This window comes from Micrococcus sp. HOU01, from assembly GCF_035609305.1.
GTDB classification, from domain to species: Bacteria; Actinomycetota; Actinomycetes; order Actinomycetales; family Micrococcaceae; genus Micrococcus; species Micrococcus luteus.
In genome coordinates, this window is record NZ_CP141211.1 from 2,256,877 (window position 1) to 2,272,688 (window position 15,812).

Below are 15,812 nucleotides of genomic sequence, written 5' to 3' on the forward strand. Positions count from 1 at the left end.
CCGCGGGGGCCTCAGCGCAGGAACAGCGCGCCGAGCCGGCGGGCGGCGAGCCACACCCCGACGCCGGCCATCACCACGAAGTAGAGGACGTGGCCGGCGGTCGCCCAGCTCAGCACGCCCACCGCGAGGGCGCGCATCATCTCCACGGCGTGCCACAGCGGGAACACGCGGATCACCCACTGGATCGGCTCCGGGTAGACCGCGAGCGGGAAGAACGTGGCCGAGAACAGGAACATGGGCATCAGCACGATCTGGACCCAGTCCATGTGCTGGAACGTCTTCATCCAGCTCGTCACCGCCATGCCGAGGGAGGCGAAGCCCAGCGCCACGAGCAGGGCGCCGGGGATCATGAGCAGCGCCGTCCACGAGGTGACGAGCCCGGCCACGGTCATGACGATCAGGAAGCCGACCGCGTAGATCAGCCCGCGCAGCAGCGCCATCGCGATCTCCCCGAGCGCCACGTCCAGCGGGCCCAGCCGCGTGGAGAGCATGGTCTGGTACGTCTTCGCGTAGCGCAGCTTGAAGAACACGTTCCACGTGGAGTTGTAGATGGCGCCGTTCATCGCCGAGACCGCCAGCAGTGCGGGGGCGAGGTACATGCCGTACGGGACGGGGGCGCCGTCCGGGCCGGCCACGTCGCCGACCAGCGCGCCGAGCCCCAGTCCCATGGAGGCCAGGTAGAGCACGGGCTCGAAGAAGCCGGAGAAGAACACCACCCAGTTGTTGGACTTCAGGGACAGGAACGCCCGCTCCATCACCGCGCGCACGTTGCCCGAGTACGCGCCGGCCAGCGGGCCGCGGCGCACGGGGATCTCGGGCATGGGCGGCACGGCGACGGCGTGTTCCCGCACCACCGACGACGACGGCGCGGCCGGGCCCGCCTGCGCGGCGGCGGGTGCGACGTCGGCGCGGGCGGCCCCGGTGCGCGCGGCACGGCGGCCCAGGCGCGGGGCACGGTCCCGGCGGGCGGCCGTGACGGCGTCGCGGTCCGGGGTGCCTCGGACCCAGCCGAGGCGGCGCGTGTAGATCCGCACCGCGAGCCAGGCCCCGCCGAGCGCGAGGGCCAGCAGGAACGCCACATGCGCCACGGTGAGCCAGACCGGCTCGGCCATCCCGTAGGAGAGCACGCGGCCGAGCTGGGCGGCATGCCACTGCGGGGAGAGCCAGCCGATCCAGCGCAGCCACACGGGCAGTACGTCCAGCGGGTAGAAGGTGGCGGAGAACAGGAACAGGGGCATGACCACGAGCCGCTGCAGGGTGGCGAACTGGCCCTTGTCCTCCTTCAGGGAGGCGGCGAACGCCATGATCGGCGCGCCGACGGCGAGCCCGCCGAGCGTGGCGGTGAGGACCTGCACCCACGCCCACGGGCTCGAGACCACGCCGAACGCCAGCATCACCAGCAGGAACACGGCGGCCTGGAACACGAACCGCAGGCTCACGGCCGCGAGGTGGCCCAGGGCGATCTGCGCCGGAGACAGCGGAGTGGCCTGCGCCGCGTAGTACGTGCGCTGCCATTGGAACCCGCCCATCACCGGGTAGGAGAACTCGACGGACGCGGTCATCAGCGCGCCCGAGGCCAGCAGCGCCGGGGCGATGAACGCGACGTAGGAGACCCCGCCCAGGGCGTCCTGCGGCATCCCGCCGCCCATGAGCTGGGCCAGGCCCAGGCCCATGGCCAGCAGGTAGAGCACGGGCTCGCCGAGCGCCCCGACGAGCAGCACCGCGCCGTAGCGGCGCATGTTCCGCAGCTGGTGTTCGGCGTAGAGCAGGACGCCGCGGCGCCTCACGCGCTCCGCGGACGCCGCCGCGGTGACCGGCGGGCGCAGCGGCTCGGCGGGCGAGGCGGGGCCGGGGGCCGTCGTCGTGATGGGGGACGGCACGGGTCAGTCCACCAGGGTGCGGCCGGTGAGGATGAGGAACACGTCCTCGAGGCTCGCGCGGCGGGTCAGCGTGGTGACGGGGGCGGGCAGGGCGCCCTCGTCGACGAGGCGCTGCACGACGTCGTGCAGGTCGTCCGCGCGTCGGGCGTAGACGAGGACGCGGTCCGGGAGGACCTCGACGCGGTGCACGACGCCGTCACCCGCGTGGGCCTGGACGGTGCGGGCTGCGGCCTCGTTGCGGTCCGCGCCGAAGCGCGCCTCGAGGACCTCGCGGGAGGCGTGCTCGCGGATGAGCTCGGCGGGGGTGCCGGCGGCCATGATCTCGCCGCCGTCGACCACGACGAGCCGGTCGCACAGCTGCTCCGCCTCGTCCATGTGGTGCGTGGTCAGCAGCAGCGTGGTGCCGCGTTCCTTGAGCCGGTAGAGGCGGTCCCACAGGATGTGGCGGGCCTGCGGGTCCAGGCCCGTGGTGGGCTCGTCGAGGAGGAAGAGGGCCGGCTCGTTGACCAGGGCGCGGGCGATCACGAGCCGGCGCTTCATGCCGCCGGAGAGGTCCGTGACCTTGGCGTCCGCCTTCTCGGTGAGCTGGGCGAAGACCAGCAGCTCCTCGGCCTTGGGCCGCAGGTACGAGTAGGGCAGGCCGAAGTAGCGGCCGTAGATCAGGATGTTCTCCCGGGCGGTGAGCTCCTCGTCCAGGTTGTCCTGCTGGGGCACCACGCCCAGGCGCGCGCGGACGGCCGGTCCGTCCTCCTCCGGGTCGATGCCCAGGATGGTCAGCTCGCCCGCGGTGCGCTGCGAGGTGCCCGCGAGCATGCGCATGGTGGTGGACTTGCCCGCGCCGTTGGGGCCGAGCAGGCCGAAGCACTCGCCGGGGCGCACGTCCAGGTCGATGCCCTTCACGGCGTGGAACTCGCCGTACTGCTTGCGCAGCCCACGGGCACGGATGACGGAGGCGTCGCCGGGGGACGCGTGCAGAGTGGTGGGGCTCACAAGCCGACAGCATAGGCGCATCGCCCGCCCGGACGCGTGCCGCCCCCTCGGCGACGAACCCTGCGATTCGCAGGGTTCGTCGCGGGGCGGGGAGAGGTCAGGCGCCGACCCGCTCCCCCGCCCAGTCCTCGCCGTCGGCGGCGCGCTCGGCGGCCTCGACGACGTTCGCCAGCAGCATGACGCGGGTCATCGGCCCGACGCCGCCCGGGTTCGGCGCCATCCAGGCCGCCTTCTCCTTCACGGCCGGGTCCACGTCACCCAGGACGCGGGACTTCCCGTCCTCCCCGGTCACGCGCGAGACGCCCACGTCCAGGACGATCACGCCCTCCTTGACCTGTTCCGGCGTCACCATGTGGGCGGAGCCGGCGGCGGCGATCACGACGTCGGCGCTCGCCAGCAGCTCGTCGAGGTTCGTGGTGCCGGTGTGGGCCAGGGTCACGGTGGCGTTGACCTCGCGGCGGGTGAGCACGAGGCCGGCGGCTGGCCGATGGTCACGCCGCGGCCGATCACGAGCACGTGCTTGCCGGCCAGCTCCACACCGTGGTGGCGCAGCAGCTCGACGCAGCCGGCCGGGGTGCACGGCAGCGGCGAGTCCAGCTCGCCGCCGACCGAGGCCACGAGCCGCCCCAGGTTCATGGGGTGCAGGCCGTCCGCGTCCTTGTCCGGGTCGATGGCCTCGAGCACCTTCTGGGTGTCCACGTGCCGGGGCAGCGGCAGCTGGACGATGTAGCCCGTGCAGGCCGGGTCCTCGTTCAGCTCGCGCACGACGTCGAGGATCTGCTCCTCCGTCGCGTCCGCGGGCAGCTCACGCTGGATGGACTCGATGCCCACCTCGGCGCAGTCGCGGTGCTTGCCCGCCACGTACTTCTGCGAGCCGGCGTCCTCACCGACGAGCAGGGTGCCGAGGCCGGGGGTGTGCCCGCGCTCGGCGAGGGCGGCCACGCGGCCGCGCAGCTCCTTCTTGATCGCGGCGGCGGTGGCCTTGCCGTCCAGGACCTTCGCGGTCATCGCCGGCTCGACCAGCCCTCGAGGCCGTCGTACAGCGGGAAGTCCTCGGTGAGCTTCACGACGCGGGCGCGCAGCGCCTCCACGTCCGGGCTCGGCTTGAGGGCCTCGGCGATGACGTCGGACACCTCGCGGAACTCGGCCTCGCCGAAGCCGCGGGAGGCCAGCGCGGGGGTGCCGATGCGCAGGCCGGAGGTGGTCATCGGCGGACGCGGGTCCCACGGCACCGAGTTGCGGTTCACGGTGATGCCGACCTCGTGCAGGATGTCCTCGCCCTGCCTGCCGTCCAGCTGAGACTCGCGCAGGTCCACCAGGACGAGGTGCACGTCCGTGCCGCCGGTGAGCACCGAGATGCCGTGCTCGGCCATGTCCGGGGCGGTCAGGCGCTCGGCCAGGATCTGCGCGCCGGCCAGGGTGCGCTCCTGCTTCTCCTTGAAGTCCGCGGAGCCGGCGATCTTGAAGGCCACGGCCTTGCCCGCGATCGCGTGCATCAGCGGGCCGCCCTGCTGGCCCGGGAACACGGCGGAGTCGATCTTCTTCTTCAGCTCCTCGGTGGAGAGGATGAAGCCCGAACGGGGGCCGGCGAGGGTCTTGTGCACGGTGGAGGAGACGACGTCGGCGTGCGGCACCGGGTTCGGGTGCAGGCCGGCGGCCACGAGGCCGGCGAAGTGGGCCATGTCCACCCAGAGCCGGGCGCCGACCTCGTCCGCGATCGAGCGGAAGGCGGCGAAGTCGAGCTGACGGGGATAGGCGGACCAGCCGGCCACGATCACCTTCGGCCGGGCCTCGAGGGCCTTCTCGCGCACCTTGTCCATGTCGATGCGGTGGGTGTCCGGCTCCACCTCGTACGCGGCGATGCTGTAGTTCTTGCCGGAGAAGTTCAGCTTCATGCCGTGCGTCAGGTGGCCGCCGTGCGCCAGGGACAGGCCCATCATCGTGTCCCCGTGGTCCAGCAGCGAGGTCATCACGGCCACGTTGGCCTGAGCGCCGGCGTGCGGCTGGACGTTGGCGTGCTCGGCGCCGAACAGGTCCTTGGCGCGCTGGATGGCCAGGTTCTCGGCCACGTCCACGAACTCGCAGCCGCCGTAGTAGCGGCGGCCCGGGTAGCCCTCCGCGTACTTGTTGGTCAGCACCGAGCCCTGCGTCTCGAGGATGGCGCGCGGCACGAAGTTCTCCGAGGCGATCATCTCGAGCGTGCCCCGCTGGCGGCCGAGCTCGTCCGCGAGCGCCGCGGCGATCTCCGGGTCCACCTCGGCGAGGGGCTGGGTGTTGATGTCGGGCGTCTGCGTCACGGGGGTTCCCTTCGAACGGGGGTCTGTGCGGCCGGAAGGCTCCGGTGCCCTCCATCCTAGTGACCAGGCGCCGTCGTCGGGCCTGCGCGACGGCGGCCCGCGGCCCCGGCGACCGACCCCGGCACCCGGTTCTTTTGACTGATTCAGAAATATGCCAAGATCGGGGATGACGCCGCCCACCGCGCCGATCGGTGCGCGGCCGACGTCGATCGACGAAGGAGAGTTCCATGACGGAGTACCAGAAGACGACCCCGCACGCGACCGGTTCCACCCGCCAGAACGGCGCCCCGGCCATCAGCGACCGCCAGTCCCTGACCGTGGGCAGCGAGGGGCCCATCGTCCTGCACGACACCCACCTGCTGGAGACCCACCAGCACTTCAACCGCATGAACATCCCGGAGCGCCGCCCGCACGCCAAGGGCTCCGGCGCCTTCGGCGAGTTCGAGGTGACCGAGGACGTGTCGAAGTACACCAAGGCCCTCGTGTTCCAGCCGGGCACGAAGACCGAGACCCTCCTGCGCTTCTCCACCGTGGCCGGCGAGCTCGGCTCCCCGGACACCTGGCGCGACGTGCGCGGCTTCGCACTGCGCTTCTACACCGAGGAGGGCAACTACGACATCGTCGGCAACAACACCCCGATCTTCTTCCTGCGCGACCCGATGAAGTTCACCCACTTCATCCGCTCGCAGAAGCGTCTGCCGGACTCCGGCCTGCGCGATGCCACCATGCAATGGGACTTCTGGACCAACAACCCCGAGTCGGCGCACCAGGTGACCTACCTGATGGGCCCGCGCGGCCTGCCCCGCACCTGGCGTGAGATGAACGGCTACGGCTCCCACACCTACCTGTGGGTCAACGCCCAGGGCGAGAAGCACTGGGTGAAGTACCACTTCATCTCCCAGCAGGGCGTGCACAACCTCTCGAACGACGAGGCCACCAAGATCGCCGGCGAGAACGCCGACTTCCACCGCCAGGACCTGTTCGAGTCCATCGCCAAGGGCGACCACCCCAAGTGGGACCTCTACATCCAGGCGATCCCCTACGAGGAGGGCAAGACCTACCGGTTCAACCCCTTCGACCTGACGAAGACGATCTCCCAGAAGGACTACCCGCGCATCAAGGTCGGCACGCTGACCCTGAACCGCAACCCGGAGAACCACTTCGCGCAGATCGAGTCCGCCGCGTTCAGCCCGAGCAACACCGTGCCGGGCATCGGCCTCTCCCCGGACCGCATGCTCCTGGGCCGCGCCTTCGCGTACCACGACGCCCAGCTGTACCGCGTGGGCGCCCACGTGAACCAGCTGCCGGTGAACCGCCCCAAGAACGCGGTGCACAACTACGCCTTCGAGGGCCAGATGTGGTACGACCACACCGGCGACCGCTCCACCTACGCGCCGAACTCCAACGGCGACTCCTGGTCGGACGAGACCGGCCCGGTGGACGACGGCTGGGAGGCCGACGGCACCCTGACCCGCGAGGCCCAGGCCCTGCGCGCGGACGACGACGACTTCGGTCAGGCCGGCACCCTCGTCCGCGAGGTCTTCTCGGCCCAGGAGCGCGAGGACTTCGTGGAGACCGTGGCCGGCGCGCTGAAGGGCGTCCGCCAGGACGTCCAGGCCCGCGCCTTCGAGTACTGGAAGAACGTGGACGCCACGATCGGCCAGCGCATCGAGGACGAGGTCAAGCGCCACGAGGGCGACGGCATCCCGGGCGTCGAGGCCGGCGGCGAGGCCCGCATCTGACGGCTCCTTCCCCCGGCGGGCGCCCGCGCGGGCTCCGCTGAACGCGCGGCGGCCGCTCCCTCACACGAGGGGGCGGCCGCCGTCGTCGTGGGGCGGTTGTTCCGGTCAGCGCTTGCCCCAGCGGCGCTCCTGCGCCTGGGACAGCTTGTCCTTGACCACCTTCACGACCTTGTCCTTGGCGGGCACGGCCACGTTGTCCCGCAGCGGGACGGCGACCTTGTCACGCACGGTCTCGAACGCGGAGGCCGCCACGGCGCCGGCCTGGGCCAGCTTCGACTCACCCTCAGCGTCCGAGGCTCGGGTCTCGTCGCGGTCCGCCCGCAGATCCGGGAGGGCGGCGCCCTCGGTGTCGTCCTCGGCGGGCTCCTCATCCGTGGGGGCGGAGGAGGTGGAGGTGTCCGGGGCCACGGTCGTGGGCGTCGACGACGTCGGCGCGGCGGTCCCGGCAGTCCCGGCGGTCCCAGCAGTCCCGGCGGCCCCGGCGGCTGCCGCCGACTGCGCGGCGCGGGCCTCGCGGCGGGTCGCCGGGGTGGTGTCCTCCGCGCGGCCGGACGAGGCTGCGGTCGGATCCAGCTCCGGGGTGCCGCCCAGGGGCGTGGCCGGCGTGGTGCCGGCGTGGGTCTCCGGGGCCTCGGCCCGGCGGGTGGCCGGGGCGGCCTCGAGCGGCGGGCGCTCAGCCGCGGGCTCGACCGCCGCCGGCTGCGCGACGTCCGCGCCGTGGTCATCGGTGCGCGCCGGCCCGCGGTCCGCCTCCGCCACGCGACCGGGCACCCCGGGCGTGCCGTCGATGCGCAGGGACCCGGCGGCCGAGCGCTCCGCCCCGTCGGCGCCGTTCTGCAGGGCCTGGTCCGACTCGGTGGCCACGACGGTGACCGAGCCGTGCGCGGTGGTGGCGACCGTGTGCGTCTCGAGGTGCTCGCCCTGAGGGACGGGGATCGCCTCCGTGGCGAGCTCCTTGGTGGGGGTGTGCTCGGCGGCGACCTCGTCGGCGGGGACGGTCCCGTGCACGTGCTCGGGAGCCGGGGTGAGGTGGCTCCTGTGCTGCGGAGCCTCGGCGGCCGGTGCCGCCGGGGCGGGGGTCTCGGTCACCGCAGACGGGGAGGCCGGGGTCGCCGGGACGTCCGCCGCGGGCGTCTGCTCGTCCAGGGTGACGCCGGAGCCGCCGGCCACACCGGCCGCGCCCAGGCCCACGGTGTCCGCCTCGCGCGCCGTGCTCGGCGCCGCCGGAGCGGGGCGCAGAGTGCCCCGGGTGGCCGGAGCCGCGGCGTCGCGGCGGTGGGTCTGAGCGGCGGCGTCGGCGCTCGGGGCGTCGTGCTGGTCCACGGTCACCCCGGCACCGCCGGCCACGCCGGCCACGGACTCGTCGGTCTCGCGGTCCGCCGCGGCGGTGTCGGACGCAGCCGGACCCCCGGCGGGCTTCACCGCGGCCGCGGGGCGAGCGTCCTTCTCGGCCGCCACCTCGTCCAGGCGGGAGAGGCGGGTCGGGGCCGCGGGGGCGGCCGCGGCGGCGGCCGCCTGCTCACCCGCGGTGTCCGCGCTGACGCCCCGGCGCTCGAGCAGGGTCTCGGCCACCTCGGTCTCGGCCTCGCGACGACGTCGCGAGGCGACCACCGAGAGGATGATCAGGATCAACAGCACGACAATGATCGCCGCGATGATCCAGTAGAGGGTGGACTGTGGCATGGGGTGCTCCTCGGTTGCTGGGGCGACCGGCCGTGCCGGGCGCCGCGTCGTGCCTCCCCCGCCGCCACGCGGCGGGGAACCTGGTCTTGAGGATGACACGGGGCCCGGCCCCCCGACCAGGGATCAGCCCCGTCATCCCGCGGTTCCGCGCGGTCGGCACCGCCTACCATCGACGCCATGGACACGGCAGCCCTCTCCCCCAGCCCCTCCCCCGCCTCCGGCGCCGAGCACGCCCACGTGCTCACGCTGGCCTGCACGAACCGCAAGGGCATCGTGCACGCCGTGACGGGCGCCCTGCTGGGCGTGGAGGCGGACATCACCGAGTCGCAGCAGTACGACTCCCCGGACACCGGCGACTTCTTCATGCGCGTGGAGTTCGTGACCCCGGCCACGTGGGAGGACATCGACCAGGCGCTCGCGCCGGTGCGCGAGGAGTTCGGCATGCGCATGGGCCTGTGGGACGCGGCGCACCGCATGCGCACCCTCGTGATGTGCTCCAAGGACGGGCACACCCTCAACGACCTGCTCTTCCAGCAGCGCGCCGGCACCCTGCCCATCGAGATCCCCGTGGTGGTCTCGAACCACCTGGACCTGCAGCCGCTCGCCTCCTTCTACGGCGTGCCCTTCATCCACGTGCCCGTCTCCAAGGACCCCTCGAGCCGGGACTCCAAGGAGGCCGCGGAGGACCGGCTGCGCGACCTGATCGCCCAGTTCGACATCGAGCTGGTGGTCCTGGCCCGCTACATGCAGATCCTCTCGGACGAGCTGTGCCGGGACCTGGCCGGGATGGCCATCAACATCCACCACTCGTTCCTGCCCTCCTTCAAGGGCGCCCGCCCCTACCACCAGGCGCACGAACGCGGCGTGAAGCTCATCGGCGCCACCGCCCACTACGTGACCGCCGACCTGGACGAGGGCCCGATCATCGCGCAGTCCGTGCAGCCGGTGACCCACGCCCAGACCGCCGCCGACTTCGTGGCCCGCGGCCGCGACGTCGAGGGCTCCACGCTCGCGCAGGCCGTGCGCTGGCACGCCCAGCACCGCGTCCTCGCGGACGGCCGGCGGACCGTCGTCTTCAGCTGAGCCCGGGACGACGGCGCCACGCGGCGCCGTCGTGCTGCCCGCCTAGGCTGGTGGCATGGCCCACATCATCACCGTCGCGGGTGCCACCCCGCGCATCCACGAGTTCGTCTTCCTCGCCCCGACCGCCGCGATCACCGGCGACGTCGAGATGGCCGAGCGCTCCTCGGCCTTCTACGGCGTCTCCGCCCGCGGTGACTCCGCCCCCATCCGCGTCGGGGCGGGCACCAACCTGCAGGACAACGTGGTGCTGCACGCGGACGAGGGCTTCCCGTGCACCCTGGGCGCCGGTGTCTCCGTGGGCCACTCCGCCGTGGTGCACGGGGCCACCGTGGAGGACGACTGCCTGATAGGCATGTCCGCCACGGTGATGAACGGCGCGGTCATCGGCGCCGGTTCGCTCGTGGCCGCCGGCGCCCTGGTGCTCGAGGGGACGCAGGTCCCGGCCGGTTCGCTCGTGGCGGGCGTCCCCGCGAAGGTCCGCCGCCCCCTCACGGACGAGGAGCGGGAGGGCCTCAAGAAGAACGCGGCCACCTACCTGCGGCTGTCCGCCGCGCACCGGGACGCCGTCGCCGGCTGAACCGGGCCCGGAGGATGTGGGACGGTGGGCACCATGCCCACCACTTCCGCTCTCCCCCGCACCCGACCCGACGACGCCCCCGAACGCCTGCTCATCCTCCCCGCGGCGCAGGACGTCGCCGACACCCCCTACGCCCACGCCCGTCGGCTGGCCGAGCAGGCCGTGGCCGACGTCGGCGGCGCCGCCGTGGCCGAGGGCGACGCCTCCGCCACGGCCCTGCTGATGGTCCGCCCGATCCCGGTCGACACACTCGCCGCGGCCCTGGCCGCCCACCCCCACGTGAGCTGGGTGCAGCTCCCGTTCGCCGGGATCGAGCCGTTCGTCCCGCTCGTGCGCAGCCGCCCGGACATCGTGTGGACGTCCGCCAAGGGCACGTACGCGCCGCCGGTGGCCGAGCACGCACTGCTGCTCACCCTGGCCCTGCTGCGGGACCTGCCCGCGCGCGTCCGCGCCACCACGTGGGGCCCCTCCTCCGGCCGCACCCTGAACGGCCTGACCGCCGTGGTCGTGGGCGGCGGCGGGATCGCACAGGAGTACATCCGCCTGCTCAAGACCTGGGACGTGCGCGTCACCGCGGTCCGCCGACGCGCGGGCGACGTGCCCGGCGCGGACCGCACCGTCACGACCGACCGCCTCGACGAGGTCCTGCCCGGCGCACAGGTGGTGATGATCGCCGCGGCGGCGCCGAGGAGACCCGCGGCATGTTCGACGCCGACCGCCTCGCCCTCCTGGACGAGGACGCCGTGCTCGTGAACGTCGCCCGCGGGGCGCTGGTGGACACGGACGCCGTCGTCCAGGCCCTCGCGGCGGGCCGGCTGCACGGCTTCGGCACGGACGTCACCGACCCCGAGCCGCTGCCGGAGGGCCACCCGCTCTGGACTGAGGAGCGGGCCCTCATCACGCCGCATACGGCGGACACCCCGGAGATGTGCGTCCCGCTGCTCCACGCGCGGGTCGAGCGGAACCTGCGGGCCCGCGCGGCCGGGACGGAGCTGGAGGGCCTGGTGGACGCCGAGGGCGGGTACTGACCCGCCTCCGGCGTCCCCGGCGCCGGCTCAGCGGCGCGGCGCGTCCGCCTCGCGCGCGACCGCGTCACGCTCGGCCGCCATCTCGATCTGGCGGCGACGCTCCTCGGCGGCCCGGCGGGTCAGCTCGGCGCCGGCCTCGGGGTCGCGGGTGAGGTTCTCACCGGTGGTCGGGTCGAACAGGTGCACCCGCGTCGTGTCCACCCACAGGCGGGTCGGCGTGCCCGGCCGGGCGCGGGACTCGCCGGAGAGGGTGGCCACGACGACGGGGCGCAGCTCGTCCGCGTCCAGGTCCTTGGCCAGCGAGGAGAGCATCTCGGCCACGGCCGGGTCCGGATCGAACTCGATGTAGCCGTACTGCTCGTGGCCCAGCCACTCCAGGTGCGTGAGCGTCGCGTCGAAGGTGGAGCCCTGGTCGCGGCGGCTGTCCTCCACCAGCTCGGCGTCCTCGAAGAACTCCGGCCGCAGACCGAGGAAGACGATGTCCCGCCCCTCGGCGGCGCGGGCCTTCTCGGGCGGCACCGGGATGTCGCCGATCGGCGAGGACAGCACGTGGCCGCCCTCCTTCTGCTTCAGCGAGGCGGGCAGGAAGTTCATCGACGGCGAGCCGATGAAGCCGGCCACGAACAGGTTGAGCGGCTGCTCGTAGAGCTCGCGCGGGCTGGCCACCTGCTGCAGCTCGCCCTTCTTGAGCACGGCCACCCGGTCGCCCAGGGTCATGGCCTCGGTCTGGTCGTGCGTCACGTAGACGGAGGTGGTGGCCAGGCGGCGCTGCAGCTGCGAGATCTCCGCGCGCATCTGCCCGCGCAGCTTGGCGTCCAGGTTGGACAGCGGCTCGTCGAAGAGGAACGCGTCCGCCTCGCGCACGATCGCCCGGCCCATGGCCACGCGCTGACGCTGGCCGCCGGAGAGGTTGCCGGGCTTGCGCTCGAGGTGGTCCTCGAGCTCGAGCACGCGGGCGGCGTCGCGCACCTTGCGGTCGATCTCCTCCTCGGAGGGCTTGTTCTCCTTGATCAGCCGCAGCGGGAAGGCGATGTTCTCGTACACCGTCAGGTGCGGGTACAGCGCGTAGTTCTGGAACACCATCGCGAGGTTGCGGTCCTTGGGGGCCGCCTCGTTCACGCGGCGGCCGTCGATCAGCATCTCGCCGTCGGTGATGTCCTCGAGGCCCACGATCATGCGCAGCAGCGTGGACTTGCCGGAGCCGGAGGGGCCCACGAGGATGACGAACTCGCCGTCCTCGATCTCCAGGTTCACGTCCTTGATGGCGTGGAAGCCGTCGTCGTAGGTCTTGTCGATGTGGTTCAGGGTGATGGAGGCCATCGGGGGGTCCTTTCGGGAGGTCTCGTGTGCGGGCCTCAGCCCTTCACCGCGCCGTTGGTCAGGCCGGCCACGATCTGACGCTGGAACGCCAGCACCAGGATCACGATCGGGATGGTCACGATGATCGCGGCCGCCGAGATGGCCCCGGTCGGCGACTCGAACTGCGAGGCGCCGGTGAAGAAGGCCAGGGCGGCGGGCACGGTGCGCGCGGTCTCGGTGGAGGTCAGGGAGATGCCGAACACGAAGTTGTTCCAGGCGATGAAGAAGGCGATGATCGCCGTCGTGAAGACGCCGGGGGCGGCCAGCGGGACGATCACCTTGCGGAACGCCTCGAGCGGGGTCGCGCCGTCCACCTGCGCGGCCTGGTCGAGCTCCCACGGGATCTGGCGGAAGAACGCGGCCAGGGTCCAGATGGAGATCGGCAGGGTCAGGGACAGGTAGGGGATGATCAGGCCGAGCCACGTGTCGTACAGCCCGAGGGTGCGCCACATGTTGAACAGCGGCGTCACCAGGGAGATGACGGGGAACATCGAGACCATCAGGGACACCGTGAGCACGAGCCGCTTGCCCGGGAAGTCCAGGCGGGCGATCGCGTAGGCGCACAGCGTGGCCAGGATGACGGCGATGATCGTGGCGATCACGGTGATGCCGATCGAGTTGCGCAGCGCCGTGAGGAACAGCTCGCGCGAGCCGCCCACGAAGATCTCCTCGTAGTTCACGGTGGACCACTGGGTGGGCAGCAGCTTGCCGTTGGAGAGGTCGGCGGGCGTCTTGAAGCTGGTCGCGAAGATCGAGAACAGCGGGAAGAGGCACCACACGCCGATCACGACGGTGAGGATCCACCACAGTGCGGTGGCCTTGCCGGTGCCGCGACGGTGGGGCGCGCGGCCCTCGGGGGCGGGAGCGGATGCGGCGGTGCTCACTTGGAACCTCCTCGGTCGGCCAGGTCCACCTTGAAGCCCTTGACGGCGATGACCGCCATGAGGGCCACGCACAGGAACAGGATCACGGAGACCGCCGAACCCATGCCGATCTCGAGCCGGCCGATGGACGTGCGGTAGGCCAGCAGCGAGAGGACCTCGGTGCCGTAGGCGCCGTTGGTCATGATGTAGATGGAGTCGAAGATGCGGAACGCGTCCATCGCGCGGAACAGGACGGCCACCATGATCGAGGCCTTCATGTTCGGCAGGATGACCAGCTTCATCCGCTGCCACCAGGAGGCGCCGTCGACGGAGGCGGCCTCGGTGAGGTCGCCCGGCACCTGGGCCAGGCCGGCCAGCAGGAGCAGGGAGATGAACGGGGTGGTCTTCCAGATCTCGGAGAGCATGATCACGAACAGCGCGGTGCTGCCCTGCGCGAACCAGTTTAGGTCCGCGTCGACGCCCGGCAGCCACTCGAACCAGGCGTTGATGTAGCCCGAGTCGATCGAGAACATGTAGAACCACGCGAACGCGGAGACCACGGTGATGATGCCGTACGGCACCAGGATGATCGTGCGGATCAGGCCGCGGGTCTGCTTGATGGCGTGGTGCATGGCCAGGGCCAGCAGGAAGCCGAGGATGAGCTCGACCACCACGGTCACCACGGTGATCAGCAGGGTCACCCCGAGGTCCTTCCAGAACACGGGGTCCGTGAGGATCACGCCGTAGTTGCCCAGGCCCACGAACTCGCGGTCGCCCGGCGCGGTGAGCCGGTACGTGAACAGCGAGTTGTAGAGGGCCTGCAGGATCGGGTACAGGACCACGAACAGCATCACGAAGAACGCGGGGCCGGCCAGGAGCCAGCCGAGACGCGCCTCGGACTTCGCGCGCTGGGACTTCACCCGGCGGGGGCGACGACCCTCGGCGGCGCGCGGGGTGGATGCGGCGGGTGCGGTGTCGACGTGGCTCACAGCAGACGCTCCCCTCTCAGGACTTCCTGGATGAAGTCGTCGGTCTCGGCCGGGGTGGACTCGGAGACGCCCGACGGCGGCGCGTAGCGCTGCTGGATCGCGGTGGAGACCTCGTTGTAGTACGGGGTCTGCGGCCGCGGGGCGCCGAGTTCGAGGGACTCCCGGATGGTGTCCGCCATGGGGTACTTCTCGGCGACCTCGGGGGCGTCGTAGGCCGCCGGGTCGGCGGGCGGGTTGCCGTTCTCGACGAAGTACTGGCTCTGGTGCTCGGTGGTGGTGATGCAGGAGATCGCGTCCCAGGCGAGGTCCTGGTGCTCGGACTTCGCGCCCACCCCCAGGTTGATGCCGCCCACGGGCGGCGCGGCGTCCTTGCCCTCGACGGTGCGGGGGTAGACGGCCCAGCCGATGTCCTCGGGCAGGTCCTCCGGCAGCGAGCCCTCCTCCACGGAGCCGAGGGTGGCCGGCCAGACGAACGGCCAGTTGACCATGAACGAGCCGTTCTTGCCCTGGAAGAGCAGCATGGAGGCGTTCTCGTCCTGGGTCGGCAGGCCGGCGCTGCCGAGACCCTCCTTGCCGATCGTGGAGATGATCCGGGCGGCCGTGCGGCCGGCCTCGGAGTCGAGGTTCGTGGTGACCTCGTCCGTGGGCGCCTCGGCGTTGGGGACGATCTGCTCCCCGCCGCCCTCGATGAGCGCGTTGAGCCACACGGTCATGGACTCCGCACGGGCGCCCTGGACGGCCAGGTCCTTGTCCTGGCTGCGGGCGGCCTCGATCAGCTGGTCCCACGTGACGGGCTGGGACATGTCCAGCCCCGCGGCCTCGGCGACCGACTTGCGGTACCAGAGCAGCTGCGTGTTGGCCCAGAACGGGACCGTGACGAGCTCGTCCTTCCAGCTGGCGGCCGCGAGCGCGCCCTCCAGGGCGTTGTCCTTCGCGTACGCCTGCATCTCCTCCGGCACGGGGGCCAGGAAGCCGGGCTCGGCGAGCTCGGGGACGAACGGCGGGTCGAGGGACATGATGTCCATCGACGTGTCGCCCGCGGCGAGGCGGCGGGTCAGCTGCTCGCGCTGGGAGGCGGCGTCCGTCGGAAGCATGGACGTCTCGACTCTGTACCGGCCGTTCGCGGCGTCGGTGCACTGGGCGGCGATCTTCGCCTGCCCGCCGTCGTCGGGGTTGGTGTACCAGGTCAGGGTGGGCGTCTGCTCGGCCGGAGCACACCCGGCCAGGATCAGCGCGCCCGCGGCGACGGCGCCGGCCAGCGTGGCCCGGCGCCGTTGACGTGCCCGCGTGTCGTGTCTCACAAGTGGAACCTCAATCGATG

At 72.1% G+C, this 15,812-nt stretch carries 13 protein-coding genes and 1 pseudogene; 5 read left to right on the plus strand and 9 right to left on the minus strand.

Annotated elements, in window-relative coordinates:
* Positions 1–11 precede the first annotated feature (11 nt).
* The 4 genes and pseudogenes from SOY78_RS10395 to glyA form a co-directional block, all read right to left on the minus strand.
* On the minus strand, positions 12–1,880 hold the full coding sequence (locus SOY78_RS10395) for an ABC transporter permease (protein WP_324701538.1): 1,869 nt from the start codon (positions 1,878–1,880) through the stop codon (positions 12–14).
* Between the two features lie 3 nt (positions 1,881–1,883).
* Positions 1,884–2,870 carry an ABC transporter ATP-binding protein gene (locus tag SOY78_RS10400; RefSeq protein ID WP_250161988.1) on the minus strand — a complete coding sequence of 329 codons (987 nt, stop codon included), beginning with the start codon at positions 2,868–2,870 and terminating at the stop codon, positions 1,884–1,886.
* A gap of 97 nt (positions 2,871–2,967) precedes the next feature.
* Positions 2,968–3,878, minus strand: a pseudogene (locus tag SOY78_RS10405) (bifunctional methylenetetrahydrofolate dehydrogenase/methenyltetrahydrofolate cyclohydrolase).
* Positions 3,875–5,167 (minus strand): serine hydroxymethyltransferase, encoded by a 1,293-nt coding sequence (gene glyA / locus SOY78_RS10410; protein WP_324701539.1) that lies wholly within the window; start codon positions 5,165–5,167, stop codon positions 3,875–3,877. Before glyA ends, SOY78_RS10405 begins: the two are co-directional and overlap by 4 nt.
* A 227-nt stretch (positions 5,168–5,394) precedes the next feature.
* Here glyA and SOY78_RS10415 point away from each other — a divergent pair, with 227 nt between their 5' ends.
* Positions 5,395–6,909 carry a catalase gene (locus SOY78_RS10415; RefSeq protein WP_324701540.1) on the plus strand — a complete coding sequence of 505 codons (1,515 nt, stop codon included), beginning with the start codon at positions 5,395–5,397 and terminating at the stop codon, positions 6,907–6,909.
* Positions 6,910–7,014: 105 nt separating this feature from the next.
* Here the strand turns inward: SOY78_RS10415 and SOY78_RS10420 are convergent, their stop codons facing one another.
* On the minus strand, positions 7,015–8,592 hold the full coding sequence (locus SOY78_RS10420; RefSeq protein WP_324701541.1) for a hypothetical protein: 1,578 nt from the start codon (positions 8,590–8,592) through the stop codon (positions 7,015–7,017).
* 177 nt (positions 8,593–8,769) lie between these two features.
* Here SOY78_RS10420 and SOY78_RS10425 point away from each other — a divergent pair, with 177 nt between their 5' ends.
* The 4 genes from SOY78_RS10425 to SOY78_RS10440 are packed head-to-tail and all read left to right on the plus strand — an operon-like array spanning position 8,770 to position 11,280.
* Positions 8,770–9,675 carry a formyltetrahydrofolate deformylase gene (locus SOY78_RS10425; RefSeq protein ID WP_134416288.1) on the plus strand — a complete coding sequence of 302 codons (906 nt, stop codon included), beginning with the start codon at positions 8,770–8,772 and terminating at the stop codon, positions 9,673–9,675.
* Between the two features lie 55 nt (positions 9,676–9,730).
* Positions 9,731–10,252 carry a gamma carbonic anhydrase family protein gene (locus SOY78_RS10430; RefSeq protein WP_324701542.1) on the plus strand — a complete coding sequence of 174 codons (522 nt, stop codon included), beginning with the start codon at positions 9,731–9,733 and terminating at the stop codon, positions 10,250–10,252.
* Positions 10,253–10,285: 33 nt separating this feature from the next.
* The gene (locus tag SOY78_RS10435; protein ID WP_324701543.1) at positions 10,286–11,005 is read left to right on the plus strand and encodes an NAD(P)-dependent oxidoreductase; all 720 of its coding nucleotides are present in this window, start codon (positions 10,286–10,288) and stop codon (positions 11,003–11,005) included.
* Complete coding sequence (locus SOY78_RS10440) at positions 10,954–11,280, plus strand: NAD(P)-dependent oxidoreductase (RefSeq protein WP_277933390.1); 327 nt, start codon at positions 10,954–10,956, stop codon at positions 11,278–11,280. The genes SOY78_RS10435 and SOY78_RS10440 overlap by 52 nt, the downstream gene beginning before the upstream one ends.
* 27 nt (positions 11,281–11,307) lie before the next feature.
* On the opposite strand, the gene SOY78_RS10445 is transcribed toward SOY78_RS10440, so the two are convergent.
* From SOY78_RS10445 to SOY78_RS10460, 4 genes are read right to left on the minus strand one after another with little or no spacing between them, the layout of a single operon-like run.
* Complete coding sequence (locus SOY78_RS10445; RefSeq protein ID WP_134416286.1) at positions 11,308–12,600, minus strand: ABC transporter ATP-binding protein; 1,293 nt, start codon at positions 12,598–12,600, stop codon at positions 11,308–11,310.
* 35 nt (positions 12,601–12,635) lie between these two features.
* Positions 12,636–13,523 carry a carbohydrate ABC transporter permease gene (locus SOY78_RS10450; protein ID WP_324701544.1) on the minus strand — a complete coding sequence of 296 codons (888 nt, stop codon included), beginning with the start codon at positions 13,521–13,523 and terminating at the stop codon, positions 12,636–12,638.
* Positions 13,520–14,491 (minus strand): carbohydrate ABC transporter permease, encoded by a 972-nt coding sequence (locus SOY78_RS10455; RefSeq protein WP_324701545.1) that lies wholly within the window; start codon positions 14,489–14,491, stop codon positions 13,520–13,522. The genes SOY78_RS10450 and SOY78_RS10455 overlap by 4 nt, the downstream gene beginning before the upstream one ends.
* Positions 14,488–15,792, minus strand: coding sequence for an extracellular solute-binding protein (locus SOY78_RS10460; protein WP_060974376.1), 1,305 nt, complete (start codon positions 15,790–15,792; stop codon positions 14,488–14,490). The genes SOY78_RS10455 and SOY78_RS10460 overlap by 4 nt, the downstream gene beginning before the upstream one ends.
* Positions 15,793–15,812 lie beyond the last annotated feature (20 nt).

Excerpts from the sequence above, each read along its gene's own strand:
- SOY78_RS10415 (WP_324701540.1), top strand. The coding sequence starts at position 5,395 with ATGACGGAGTACCAGAAGACGACCCCGCACGCGACCGGTTCCACCCGC.
- SOY78_RS10420 (WP_324701541.1), bottom strand. The coding sequence starts at position 8,592 with ATGCCACAGTCCACCCTCTACTGGATCATCGCGGCGATCATTGTCGTG.
- SOY78_RS10425 (WP_134416288.1), top strand. The coding sequence starts at position 8,770 with ATGGACACGGCAGCCCTCTCCCCCAGCCCCTCCCCCGCCTCCGGCGCC.
- SOY78_RS10430 (WP_324701542.1), top strand. The coding sequence starts at position 9,731 with ATGGCCCACATCATCACCGTCGCGGGTGCCACCCCGCGCATCCACGAG.
- SOY78_RS10435 (WP_324701543.1), top strand. The coding sequence starts at position 10,286 with ATGCCCACCACTTCCGCTCTCCCCCGCACCCGACCCGACGACGCCCCC.
- SOY78_RS10440 (WP_277933390.1), top strand. The coding sequence starts at position 10,954 with ATGTTCGACGCCGACCGCCTCGCCCTCCTGGACGAGGACGCCGTGCTC.
- SOY78_RS10445 (WP_134416286.1), bottom strand. The coding sequence starts at position 12,600 with ATGGCCTCCATCACCCTGAACCACATCGACAAGACCTACGACGACGGC.